This window comes from Gordonia sp. (in: high G+C Gram-positive bacteria) (genome assembly GCF_047606305.1).
Classification (GTDB): Bacteria; Actinomycetota; Actinomycetes; order Mycobacteriales; family Mycobacteriaceae; genus Gordonia.
In genome coordinates this window covers 1-11,413 of sequence record NZ_JASGER010000091.1, presented here as the reverse complement: position 1 = coordinate 11,413, position 11,413 = coordinate 1, and the positions used below count along the sequence as shown (strand labels likewise).

Genomic DNA, 11,413 nt, shown 5'->3' with positions numbered 1-11,413 from the left:
GCGCACCGCCACCCGTGGCGTGCTGCGGGCCGACCGGGTGCCGGAGGACCGGGCCCGCCCGGTGCGCCTCCTCGTCGACGCCTCGGCGTCGATGGCCGGGCTGTACGCCTCCGGGATGGTCGCCGCCGCCGCCGACATCGTCGCCGGGCTCGCCTCGATCGTGTCCGGTACCCCGGAGGTCACCGTCGGATCGGCGGGACCGGGTGCCGCGGCGCCCGTCCCCATCACGGCCGATCGGGTCGGCGCGACCCTCGCCGCCGCACCGGTCGGTGGCTTTGCGTTGAGCGGCGGCCTGGTGGTCCCGCCCGCGCCCGGAACCCTCACCGTCCTGCTCACCGATGGACCGCAGGCGGCGCCGCTGGGCGACGACCAGGTGTTGTTGGTGCTGTCCGATTCGTCGGCCGCGGACCGATCGGGCTTCCGCGGCGCCATCCTGGCGCCGCTCGCCGATGCGGCGAACGCGCTGGCCGCCCAGCCGGCGCAGATCGCCCGCGTCGTCGCCGCGTTGCTCGAGCCGTTCGCGCTCGCCGGGGGTGCGCGTTGACCAAGTGCCCCCGCTGTTTCGCCGCACTCGGCCTGGACACATTCGCGTGGGTGGACCGCACCCCGGCCCAGGTCGCCGTGGACGCGACCGCGTCGGCCTACGCCGGCCGCGAGGTCCGCATGGGCGCGGTGTCGCAGGCCCACCGAGCCGAGTGGGGCGGGGAGTGGCCGCCCAAGCCCGAACAGCCCTATGACGCGGTCTGCCCGTACTGCCACTTCGTCCTGCCGCCGCACTGGTACTTCGGCGACACGACCTGCATCACCATGGCCGGTGCCCGCGCCACCGGCAAGACCGTCTACATCGCGGTCCTCGTCAAGCAGCTGCAGCGCTTCGCCGCACGTCTGGACCGGGAGGTCTTCCCGGTCACCGAGGAGACCGTCCGCCGATTTCGCGACGAGTACGAGAAGCCGCTGTTCGAGGACCGCGGCATCCTCGAACCGACCCCGCGCGCGGCGCTGCACGGCAGCTACCAGCACGACCCGCTGATCTTCAACCTCGGCGAGTGGGGCGGCACCCGCCAATACCTGGTCATCCGCGACGTCGCCGGTGAGGACCTGGAGGCGGCCGACGTGGGCGGTCCGGCGTGGGAGTTCTTCTCCCGCGCCGACGCCGTGCTCTTCCTGTTCGACCCGCTGCGCGTCGGGGAGGTCGCCAACCAACTGCGCGACCTCGTGCCGGTGTCGTCGAACGTGGGCGGCGACCCGCGGCACGTGCTGCAGACGGTGACCCGGCTCATCGGCAGCGGCAACCCGCGGCTCGCGGTGATCCTGTCCAAGTTCGACGCACTGCAGGCGCTGTCGCAGGTGCAGAGCAGCGCCTGGGGACAGGTGATGGGCAACCTCGGGGCCGCGTTCAACTGCGACCCCAGCCTCTTGGGCCGCACCTACGACGAGAACGACGGCCTGCTGCTGCACGAGGAGGTCCGCAGCCTGCTCACCCGCCTCGACGCCGGACCGGGCCTGACCACGATGGTCAACCCGCTCACCGGGCAGCAGTACGAGCACCGGTTCTTCGCCGTCTCGGCGCTGGGCACCTCGCCGGAGGGGGAGAAGCTCAGCGACCGGGGCATCTCGCCCTTCCGCGTGACCGATCCGGTGCGCTGGGTGCTGGCCGCGAAGAACATCATGGTGGAGGGCGCCTGATGGCCGCGCGCACCGGGCTGCAGCAGGTCAGCGTCGGCGTCGGGTGGGAGGACCGCCCCGACGGCGCCTCCCTCGACCTGGACATCGTCGCGTTCGCGCTGGCCGCCGACGGGCGGGTGGAATCGGACGGCGACTTCGTCTTCTTCAACAACCTGTCCGCCTGCGACGGCGCCATCCGCCTCACCTCCGACGCGGCCGTGCGACCCAGCTGGCGCGAGGAGCTCATCGTCGACGCCGCCCGGCTGCCCGCACGGGTCGAGCGGGTGACGATCGCGGTGGTCTCCTACGGCGGCGAGCGACGCTTCGCCGAGTACCCGGCCGGCTTCGTGGAACTGTCCGATTCCGATGCCGGACAGCTCGCCCGGATCGAGTTGGCGGCCCGGTTCGGGCGCGAGCAGGCGGTCATCTGCGCGGACCTGTACCGCGACGGCGGGCGGTGGATCCTGCGCGCCCGCGGCGACCGCTATGACGACCTTGCGGCGATGGCCCGGTCGATGGGTGTCAAGGTCTGATTCGCGAATTGGATTGGGGCACCCCCTTCGCGTACGATGGAACGTCGGTGCGCACGTCGCGCTCGTTTTTGCGTGCAATCACGGGTGCCGGCGGCACCAACCGGAACGTTGCCGGTCACGGCAACAGATGACTACCAGGCCCGATGGGCCGGGAATCGCGGAGGACATGGCAAAGAAGGAAGGCGCCATCGAGGTTGAGGGTCGCGTTGTCGAACCCCTGCCCAATGCGATGTTTCGCATTGAGCTGGAGAACGGCCACAAGGTCCTCGCCCACATCAGCGGGAAGATGCGGCAGCACTACATCCGCATCCTGCCCGAGGATCGCGTGGTCGTCGAGCTCTCGCCGTACGACCTCGACCGCGGTCGCATCGTCTACCGGTACAAGTAGGACTTCCCGGGTCGCCCGGGAACAGCATCAGGCGCGGCGGGTCGTCGTCGCGGCTGAGACAAGAAAACAGGAGAAGCTGACGTGAAGGTCAAGCCGAGCGTCAAGCCGATCTGTGAGAAGTGCAAGGTGATCCGCCGCAACGGTCGGGTCATGGTGATCTGCGAAAACCTGCGCCACAAGCAGCGCCAGGGCTGAGCAGCGCCCTTCCACCGGTCGCTTGGCCGAACAGTGAACAACTGAACAACGAGACAACTGAATATCGATAGACGAACTTCCAGCACCAGCGGGCACAGACGAGTACCCGCCGACCCCCGGTTCAGAGGCCGGGGCCCGACAGTGAGCGGGGCGGACTGGGAGCAGACCTCTGAGAATGAGAAGGAACAGAACACATGGCACGTGTTGCCGGTGTGGATCTCCCCCGCGAAAAGCGGCTGGAGATCGCACTTACGTACATCTACGGGGTGGGTCGCACCACTTCGAAGGAGATCATCGCCGCCACCGGCCTCTCGCCGGACCTGCGTGCGAAGGATCTGACCGACGCCGATGTCTCCAAGCTCCGTGAGTACATCGAGGCGTCGGTGAAGGTCGAGGGTGACCTGCGCCGCGAGGTGCAGGCCGACATCCGTCGCAAGATCGAGATCGGTTGCTACCAGGGTCTGCGCCACCGTCGCGGCCTGCCGGTCCGCGGTCAGCGCACCAAGACCAACGCCCGCACTCGCAAGGGCCCGAAGAAGACCATCGCCGGGAAGAAGAAGTAATGCCTCCGAAGTCACGAAGCGCAGGCCCCAAGAAGGGCACCCGCCGCCGCGAGAAGAAGAACGTCCCGCTCGGCCACGCGCACATCAAGTCGACGTTCAACAACACGATCGTTTCGATCTGCGACCCCAACGGCAACGTGATCAGCTGGGCGTCGTCGGGTCACGTGGGCTTCAAGGGCTCGCGCAAGAGCACCCCGTTCGCCGCGCAGCTCGCTGCCGAGAACGCGGCCCGCAAGGCCCAGGAGCACGGCGTCAAGAAGGTCGACGTGTTCGTCAAGGGCCCGGGTTCGGGTCGCGAGACCGCGATTCGTTCGCTGCAGGCCGCCGGCCTCGAAGTCGGCACGATCTCCGATGTCACCCCGCAGCCGCACAACGGTTGCCGTCCGCCCAAGCGGCGCCGGGTCTAGCGGGAAGGTTAGGACAAGAAAATGGCTCGTTATACCGGACCCGCAACCAAGAAGTCGCGCCGTCTGCGCGTCGACCTCGTCGGCGACGACAAGGCGTTTGAGCGCCGTCCCTATCCGCCCGGCCAGCACGGCCGCGCGCGGATCAAGGAGACCGAGTACCTGCTCCAGCTGCAGGAGAAGCAGAAGGCCCGCTTCACCTACGGCGTGATGGAGAAGCAGTTCCGCCGCTACTACGAGGAGGCGAACCGTCGCACCGGCAAGACCGGCGACGAGCTGCTGAAGATCCTCGAGACCCGGCTGGACAACGTGGTCTACCGTGCCGGACTGGCCCGTACGCGGCGCCAGGCCCGACAGATGGTCAGCCACGGCCACTTCACCGTCAACGGTGTGAAGGTCGACGTCCCCAGCTACCGCGTCAGCCAGTACGACATCATCGATGTCCGACCGAAGTCGCTGGCCACGGTGCCGTTCCAGATCGCCAAGGAGATCCAGGGCGAGCGGCCGGTGCCGGCGTGGCTGCAGGTCGTGCCGTCGACCCTGCGCATCCTCGTGCACAGTGTGCCCGAGCGTGAGCAGATCGTCGTGCCGCTCACCGAGCAGCTCATCGTCGAGTACTACTCGAAGTAACCGTCCCGGGGCCCGCGCCCCAATGCCGGTCGGCAGCAGCCGCCCGGTCCGCTTCTAGGCCGTCAAATAGCGGTCGGCCACAAGGAGAGAACACGCAATGCTCATTTCACAGCGACCCGCCTTGTCCGAAGAGGTCATCGCCGAGAACCGCTCGAAGTTCGTCATCGAACCCCTCGAGCCGGGCTTCGGCTACACCCTCGGCAACTCGCTGCGCCGTACCCTGCTGTCGTCCATCCCGGGCGCGGCGGTCACCAGCGTGCGCATCGACGGCGTCCTGCACGAGTTCACGACCGTCGCCGGGGTCAAGGAAGATGTCACCGAGATCATCCTGAACCTCAAGGGCCTGGTCGTGTCCTCCGAAGAGGACGAGCCGGTCACCATGTACGTCCGCAAGCAGGGTCCCGGTGACGTCACCGGCGCCGACATCGTGCCGCCGGCCGGTGTCACCGTGCACAACCCGGACCTGCACATCGCGACCCTCAACGACAAGGGCAAGCTCGAGATCGAGCTGGTCGTCGAGCGGGGCCGCGGCTACGTGCCAGCCGTGCAGAACAAGGCCACCGGTGCCGAGATCGGCCGTATCCCGGTCGACTCGATCTACTCGCCGGTCCTCAAGGTGACCTACAAGGTCGAGGCCACCCGCGTCGAGCAGCGCACCGACTTCGACCGCCTCGTGCTGGACGTCGAGACCAAGAACTCGATCACCCCGCGCGATGCGCTGGCGTCGGCGGGCAAGACGCTCGTCGAGCTCTTCGGCCTGGCCCGTGAGCTCAACGTCGAGGCCGAGGGCATCGAGATCGGCCCGTCGCCGATCGAGGCCGACCACATGGCGTCGTTCAACCTCCCGATCGAGGACCTGGAGCTGACCGTGCGCAGCTACAACTGCCTCAAGCGCGAGGGCGTGCACACCGTCGGCGAGCTCGTCGCCCGCACCGAGTCGGACCTGCTCGACATCCGCAACTTCGGCCAGAAGTCGATCGACGAGGTCAAGGTGAAGCTCCACGCCATGGGCCTGTCCCTCAAGGACAGCCCGGCCAGCTTCGACCCGTCGCAGGTCGCCGGTTACGACCCGGCCACCGGCACCTGGTCCGATGATTCGGGCCTGGACGACGGTGGCGAGGATTTCGCTGAGACCGAGCAGCTCTAAGCGGCTCAACCAAACCCCGACCCGCTCGCGAGAGTCGGTCACCTCACAGGAGAGAGACAATGCCCAAGCCCACCAAGGGTGCCCGCCTCGGCGGGTCGGCCAGCCACCAGAAGGCGATCCTGGCGAACCTTGCCACCTCGCTGTTCGAGCACGGCCGCATCACCACCACCGAGGCCAAGGCCAAGCGCCTGCGCCCCTACGCCGAGAAGCTCATCACCCACGCGAAGGGCGGCAGCCTCGCCGACCGTCGCCAGGTCCTGCGCTTCATCCGTGACAAGGACGTGGTGCACGAGCTGTTCGCCGAGATCGGCCCGTCGTTCGCCGATCGCCCCGGCGGCTACACGCGCATCATCAAGACGCTGCCGCGCAAGGGTGACAACGCCCCGATGGCCGTGATCGAGCTCGTCCGCGGCACGACCGTGGCCACCGAGGCCGATCGTGCCAACCGGGTCGCCGCGTCGAAGAAGGCCGACGAGAAGCCCGCCAAGAAGGCTGCTGCCAAGAAGGCCGACGAGAAGCCGGCCAAGGCCGACGACGACGCCGCTGCCGAGGAGAAGGCTCCGGCCAAGAAGGCCCCGGCGAAGAAGGCCGCTGCGGCCGATGCCGGCGAGAAGCTGCCCAAGGGCGCCAAGGCCCCGCTGAAGAGCGGCGGCCAGCCGAAGGGCTACCCGATCAAGGGCAACCTGCAGTCGAAGCTGTACCACCGTCCCGGCACCCAGTTCTACGACACGACCGTCGCCGAGATCTGGTTCGCGACCGACGCCGATGCGGAGGCCGCCGGCTACTCGCTGCCGCCGTCGCAGGACGAGGACTAGCAGTCCGACGATCGACCGATCGTCGAGCCTGACGTTCCATGACGACCAACCCCGCCACCGCTGCCGGTGGCGGGGTTTGTCGTATCCGGCTCGACGTCGGCTATGACGGCACCGACTTCAGCGGCTGGGCGCTGCAGCCGGGGCGGCGAACGGTGGCCGGCGTGCTCACCGAGGCGCTGGGCACCGTCCTGCGGGAACCGGTGCGTCTGACGGTCGCCGGCCGCACCGACACCGGCGTGCACGCCACCGGACAGGTCGCGCACTTCGACGTGTCGCGAGCCGCGCTGGACACCCGTTCCATCCACGGCGATCCGGGGACGCTGGTCCGGCGGTTGGCCAAGATGCTGCCCGACGACGTGCGGGTCAAGTCCGCGGTCGAGGTTCCCGTCGACTTCGACGCGCGGTTCTCGGCGCTGCGCCGGCACTATTCCTACCGGCTCGCCGATGCCGCGTGGGGTGCCGAGCCGATCGTGGCGCGGATGACGGCGGACTGGCCGCGACCGTTGGATGCGGACCTGCTCAACGCGGCGTCGGCCGAGCTCGTCGGACTGCACGACTTCGCCGCCTTCTGCCGCTTCCGACCCGGCGCGACGACGATCCGCGACCTGCAGGAGTTCTCGTGGCGGCGCGACGAGCAGGGCGTGCTGGTCGGCCGCGTCACCGCCGACGCCTTCTGCTGGTCGATGGTGCGCTCGCTCGTGGGGGCCGTCGCCACCGTCGCCGAGGGGCGCCGCGACCCGCAGTGGTGCGCGGGCCTGTTGGCGCAGAGCAGTCGCAGCGCCCAGGTCCCCGTCGCGCAGGCGCGCGGGCTGTGCCTGGTGGGCGTCGACTATCCGCCGCCGGAGCAGTGGGCGGCCCGCAACGCCACGACCCGCGACGTCCGCGACGCGTCGGACCTGGACGTCTCCGACGGTTGCTGCGGCGATTGACCCTCAGGTGGCGCTGAGCTCGATCGCCATCGCCTCGTGCACCTCCGACCGGGTTCGCCGACTCAGGTGTTCTCCGTCGCCGACTCCGACGGGCTCGGGCCCACTCAGCAACATGGCCCGCCATCGGTGCGGGTCGAAGGTGCCGGGCAGGGTTGTGGCGATGAAGTCGTCGATCAGCGCGGCGAAGCGGTCCGGCTCGTCGCGGAACGGGAAGTGACCGCACCCCTCGAAGGTCTCGAGTCGGGAATCGGGGATGGCCGCGTGCGCGATCTGCGCGTGCCGGTAGGGGATGACCGTGTCGTCGGTGCCCCACGCGATGAGCACCGGGATGGTCGCGGTGAGGTAGGCCCGGTCGAGCATGGACACGTGCTGCCCGCGCCAGTCGACGGCGGACCGGAGGGTGCGCCCGAATGCGGCGCGCGCGTCCGGCGGAGTCAGGTCCCGCAGGATGCGCATGATGTCGGGGCGGTCGTTGAGCAGTCGGTTGGGGGACAGGGCCCGCGCCGGACCCGGCAGCCCGGGAGTCGCCGCCAGCAACCGCGCCGCGGTGTCGAGCGCACCCATCGCGCCGGAGAGCCGCAACAGGCCCAGGAGTTGGCCGGCGCCCGGCAGCGTCGCCAGGCGCAGCGCCGGCGAGACGTCGCGGGTCACGCCGCCGGCCGACACCAGCGCTAGCCGCGACACCATGGACGGGTACTGGTAGCAGAACTGCATGGCGACCCCGCCGCCGAGTGAATGCCCGACGATGGTCGCCCGCTCGTGCCCGAGCACCCACAGCAGGTCGCGGATGCCGTTGGCGAAGGCCGCGACCGAGTAGTCCGCGCGCGGCTTGTCGGAGAAGCCGTGGCCGAGCAGGTCGGGGGCGATCACGGTGTACTTCGTCGCCAGCCGGGTCATGATCGGCTCCCACGTCGACGAGTTGTCGCCGATGCCGTGGATCAACACGACCGGCGGCCCGCTGCCCGCGATGCGGTAGGCGCGCCGGTAGCCGTGGACGGTGCGGTAGCGCATCCGGATCCGGGGTTTGCCGTTCACGTCGGCCTCCTGTCCCTCTCTTCGAGTCAACCGCACCGGCGGGCGCGTGGCCCCGTCCGTAGCAGCGATGTAGCAAGGTGTTTACAAACCCCTGCGGGTGCGCCCGCGGGCTTGGTGTACTCGACGGATGGAGCACCGTTCGGAGATCACCCTGGGTTCGCTGCTCGTCGGTGCCGTGGGCGTCGCCCGCGACCTGCCGCAGATGGCCCGGCAGCTGCCCGGACTGGCCAATCTGCGCCCGGGTCGGCGCTGGACGATCGGCAAGCAGTTCGCGGCGACCGCGGCGGCGCATCCGAACCGGCCGTTCCTGCGCAGCGGGGCGGTGACCCACACCTACGGTGACTGCAACCGCCGGGCCAACCGCTGGGCGGCGGTGCTCGCCGAACGCGGCGTGCGGCGCGGCGACGTCGTCGCGATCATGGCCCACAACAGTGCCGACGTGGTGCTCGCCATGTTGGCGACGGTGAAGCTCGGGGCGATCGCCGGGATGGTCAACTACAACCAGACCGGCGAGGTCCTCGAGCACAGTCTGGGCCTGCTGTCGACACGCGTGCTGCTCCGCGACGACGCGTGTGCCGAGGCGCTCACCAGCGTCCCGGACTCGGCCGTCCCCGACGCCGTGCTCACCTTCGCCGATCTCGACGAGGCGGGGGACCGGTTGGCGGCCGCCGACCCGCGGACGAACGCAGATCCGCCCGTGACGGCGTCATTGCGGGCCGGGTCGCCCGCCTTCTACATCTTCACCTCGGGCACCACCGGTTGGCCGAAGGCGTCGATCATGAGTCATTCGCGGTGGAGCCTGGCGATGGCCGGGCTCGGCGGCGCCTCGATCCGGCTCCGCCCCGACGACGTCATGTACTGCGCGCTGCCGATGTACCACAACAACGCGCTCACCGTCGCGCTCGGCGCGGCACTCGGTGCGGGGGCCTGCCTGGCGATCGGCGAGAAGTTCTCCGCGTCGCGCTTCTTCGACGAGATCATCGCCAACGATGCGACCGCCTTCTGCTACATCGGTGAGCTGTGCCGCTATCTGCTGGCCCAGCCGCCCAAGCCCTCGGACCGGGCCCACCGGGTGCGCGTCGCGGTGGGCAACGGCCTGCGACCGGACATCTGGGACGAGTTCGTCGAGCGCTTCGCCATCCCCCGGGTCGTGGAGTTCTACTCGGCGAGCGAATCCAACATCGGGTTCGTGAACGTGTTCGCCCAGCGCAACACCGTCGGCTTCTCACCGATGCCGCACGCCATCGTCGAGGTGGACGTGACGACCGGCGAACCGATCCGCGACGCGCGCGGCCGCGTGCGTCGGGTCGCCAAGGGACAGCCGGGACTCCTGCTGGCCCACATCTCCCCGTTGGCGCGCCTGGACGGGTACACCGACGCCGATGCCACGGAGAAGAAGATCGTGCGCGACGCCTTCCTCCGCGGCGATGCCTGGTTCAACACCGGGGACCTCGTCTACTCGCAGGGCTTCGGGCACATCGGCTTTGCCGACCGGCTCGGCGACACGTTCCGGTGGAAGGGGGAGAACGTGGCGACCACCGAGGTGGAGTCCGTGGTGAACCAGGTCCCCGGCGTCGTCGAATCGGTGGTCTACGGCGTCACGGTGCCCGGGGCCGACGGTCGTGCCGGGATGGCCGCGATCGTCGTCGACGACGGGTGGGGCGAGCAGTCCTGGGCCCGCCTCGCGACGGCGGTGCGCGACCGGCTGCCGGCCTATGCCGCTCCGGTCTTCGTCCGCGTGGTGCCCGAGATCGAGCACACCTCGACGTTCAAGTCGCGGCGGGTCGAGCTGCGCGAGGAGGGCTATGACCAGGTCGGCGACGACGAGGTGCGGGTCTTCGCCGAGGGAGCCTATGTGCCGCGGTACCCGGCGTTCGTCGAGGGGCTCGCGGTCCGCCGGTCCTAGGTCCGCCGCCCGAGGGAACCGATCGGGGCCGGGCTGCGTCTAATTCCCATACGCGGCGAAAGGCGTCGCGTGGGGGAGGGGCGATGCAGGCCGAGACGATGACGGGCGCGCACGAGTGGATCGATTCGCGGACCACGACGCGGTCCCGCTCGGGGGAGATCACGGTGACGACGACCGCGCAGGGGCTGCCGGTCGCGGTGCGCATCGCGGACTCGGCGCTGGCGATGGGGACCGAGAAGCTGGCGGCGGCGGTGCTCTCGCTGTGTGAGCAGGGTCGTATCGCGGCCAGTGTGCGGTTGCGCGAACGACTGCGGGCCGACGGTGTCGACGACGAGGTGCTGGCGACCATGTCGCTGGCCACCGCGGAGGACCTGGCCCGCATCCAGTCGGTCGACGACGACCAGGGGTCCGCCCCGCGGTCCTGGTTGCGGTGACGACGTGGCGAATCCACAGCTGGACGAGCTCCTCGGCCGGGCGTCGGCGGCCCTGGGCCGCATGGCGGACCTGGCCGACGGGTACGCGGCCGTCCGAGGGGAGAGCACCGATGCCCGAGGCCTGGTGACCGCTCGGGTCGACGGCGGCGGGGCCCTGGTCGGGTTGGAGTTGGACCGCGGCGCGGTGCGGCTGGGCGCGTCGGTGCTGGGGGAGTTGATCGTGTCGACGGCGATGGTGGCCGCCCAGCGCGCCTACGCGCAGCGGGCCCGACTCACCGACGAGTTCAACCGGGAGTTCGCCGACGACGGCGAGGCCCACGACATCCGGGAAACACAGGGGGACAGATGAGTTCGGTGATGATGGTCGGCGAGGCGGTCGAGGGATTGGCGGCCACGTCCGCGACGATGGGCACGGCGCTCGCGACGGCCGGCGGGATCAACGCCGCCGCGAACACCGCCGCGATGGTCGGGGTCTTCGGGCTGATCGGCCAGGAATTCGTCGCGGCGTTCGTCGGTGCGCAAGCGGCGCACCTGGCCGCGGTCGGCAGTCTCGCGGCGGTCCACGCGGGAACGGCGGCGTCCATGCTCGCCGGTTCCACGGATTTCGCCGCGACCGACGCCGCCGGTGCCGCGGGGATGGGCCGATGACGGGCACCGGGGTCTGCCCCGCGCCCACCGCCGTCGGTGCGCCCCGCGAGCTGACGGTCGACGGCGCGCTGCGGGCCGCCGGGATGGGCCCGGTGCTCGACCAGCCGGTGTCGGCGGCGCT

General features: G+C 70.0%; 16 protein-coding genes. 15 read left to right on the top strand and 1 reads right to left on the bottom strand.

Going from position 1 to position 11,413, the window contains the following annotated elements; genetic code table 11:
* From QM634_RS13210 to truA, 11 genes are all read left to right on the top strand, one after another.
* The coding region (locus tag QM634_RS13210) for a hypothetical protein (protein ID WP_415043236.1) at window positions 1-544 on the top strand (544 nt) is incomplete at its 5' end.
* Window positions 541-1,686: a TRAFAC clade GTPase domain-containing protein gene (locus tag QM634_RS13205; RefSeq protein WP_415043235.1), complete on the top strand. Its 1,146-nt coding sequence runs from the start codon at window positions 541-543 to the stop codon at window positions 1,684-1,686. The genes QM634_RS13210 and QM634_RS13205, both read left to right, overlap by 4 nt.
* Complete coding sequence (locus QM634_RS13200) at window positions 1,686-2,198, top strand: TerD family protein (protein WP_415043234.1); 513 nt, start codon at window positions 1,686-1,688, stop codon at window positions 2,196-2,198. The genes QM634_RS13205 and QM634_RS13200 overlap by 1 nt, the downstream gene beginning before the upstream one ends.
* Before the next feature lie 166 nt (window positions 2,199-2,364).
* Window positions 2,365-2,586: a translation initiation factor IF-1 gene (gene infA, locus QM634_RS13195; protein WP_005936580.1), complete on the top strand. Its 222-nt coding sequence runs from the start codon at window positions 2,365-2,367 to the stop codon at window positions 2,584-2,586.
* Between the two features lie 81 nt (window positions 2,587-2,667).
* Window positions 2,668-2,781: a 50S ribosomal protein L36 gene (gene rpmJ / locus QM634_RS13190; protein ID WP_026917227.1), complete on the top strand. Its 114-nt coding sequence runs from the start codon at window positions 2,668-2,670 to the stop codon at window positions 2,779-2,781.
* Window positions 2,782-2,975: 194 nt separating this feature from the next.
* Window positions 2,976-3,344 (top strand): 30S ribosomal protein S13, encoded by a 369-nt coding sequence (gene rpsM / locus QM634_RS13185; RefSeq protein WP_415032092.1) that lies wholly within the window; start codon window positions 2,976-2,978, stop codon window positions 3,342-3,344.
* The gene (gene rpsK / locus QM634_RS13180; protein ID WP_415043233.1) at window positions 3,344-3,751 is read left to right on the top strand and encodes a 30S ribosomal protein S11; all 408 of its coding nucleotides are present in this window, start codon (window positions 3,344-3,346) and stop codon (window positions 3,749-3,751) included. The genes rpsM and rpsK overlap by 1 nt, the downstream gene beginning before the upstream one ends.
* A gap of 21 nt (window positions 3,752-3,772) precedes the next feature.
* Complete coding sequence (gene rpsD, locus QM634_RS13175) at window positions 3,773-4,378, top strand: 30S ribosomal protein S4 (RefSeq protein WP_415043232.1); 606 nt, start codon at window positions 3,773-3,775, stop codon at window positions 4,376-4,378.
* A gap of 97 nt (window positions 4,379-4,475) precedes the next feature.
* A complete protein-coding gene (locus QM634_RS13170) occupies window positions 4,476-5,525 on the top strand; it encodes a DNA-directed RNA polymerase subunit alpha (protein ID WP_415043231.1) in 1,050 nt (349 codons plus the stop codon).
* Window positions 5,526-5,584: 59 nt separating this feature from the next.
* Window positions 5,585-6,340 carry a 50S ribosomal protein L17 gene (gene rplQ / locus QM634_RS13165; protein WP_415043230.1) on the top strand — a complete coding sequence of 252 codons (756 nt, stop codon included), beginning with the start codon at window positions 5,585-5,587 and terminating at the stop codon, window positions 6,338-6,340.
* Window positions 6,341-6,378: 38 nt separating this feature from the next.
* Window positions 6,379-7,269 (top strand): tRNA pseudouridine(38-40) synthase TruA, encoded by an 891-nt coding sequence (gene truA / locus QM634_RS13160; RefSeq protein WP_415043229.1) that lies wholly within the window; start codon window positions 6,379-6,381, stop codon window positions 7,267-7,269.
* A gap of 3 nt (window positions 7,270-7,272) precedes the next feature.
* Here truA and QM634_RS13155 read toward each other — a convergent pair whose 3' ends face one another.
* Window positions 7,273-8,280, bottom strand: coding sequence for an alpha/beta fold hydrolase (locus QM634_RS13155; protein ID WP_415043237.1), 1,008 nt, complete (start codon window positions 8,278-8,280; stop codon window positions 7,273-7,275).
* 151 nt (window positions 8,281-8,431) lie between these two features.
* On the opposite strand from QM634_RS13155, the gene QM634_RS13150 reads away from it, so the two are divergent.
* The 4 genes from QM634_RS13150 to QM634_RS13135 all read left to right on the top strand — a co-directional run bounded on the left by QM634_RS13150 (window position 8,432) and on the right by QM634_RS13135 (window position 11,292).
* Complete coding sequence (locus QM634_RS13150; RefSeq protein ID WP_415043228.1) at window positions 8,432-10,210, top strand: long-chain-acyl-CoA synthetase; 1,779 nt, start codon at window positions 8,432-8,434, stop codon at window positions 10,208-10,210.
* A gap of 83 nt (window positions 10,211-10,293) precedes the next feature.
* Window positions 10,294-10,644 carry a hypothetical protein gene (locus tag QM634_RS13145; protein WP_415043227.1) on the top strand — a complete coding sequence of 117 codons (351 nt, stop codon included), beginning with the start codon at window positions 10,294-10,296 and terminating at the stop codon, window positions 10,642-10,644.
* A gap of 4 nt (window positions 10,645-10,648) precedes the next feature.
* Window positions 10,649-10,993, top strand: coding sequence for a YbaB/EbfC family nucleoid-associated protein (locus QM634_RS13140; RefSeq protein WP_415043226.1), 345 nt, complete (start codon window positions 10,649-10,651; stop codon window positions 10,991-10,993).
* Window positions 10,990-11,292 carry a hypothetical protein gene (locus QM634_RS13135; RefSeq protein ID WP_415043225.1) on the top strand — a complete coding sequence of 101 codons (303 nt, stop codon included), beginning with the start codon at window positions 10,990-10,992 and terminating at the stop codon, window positions 11,290-11,292. The genes QM634_RS13140 and QM634_RS13135 overlap by 4 nt, the downstream gene beginning before the upstream one ends.
* Window positions 11,293-11,413 lie beyond the last annotated feature (121 nt).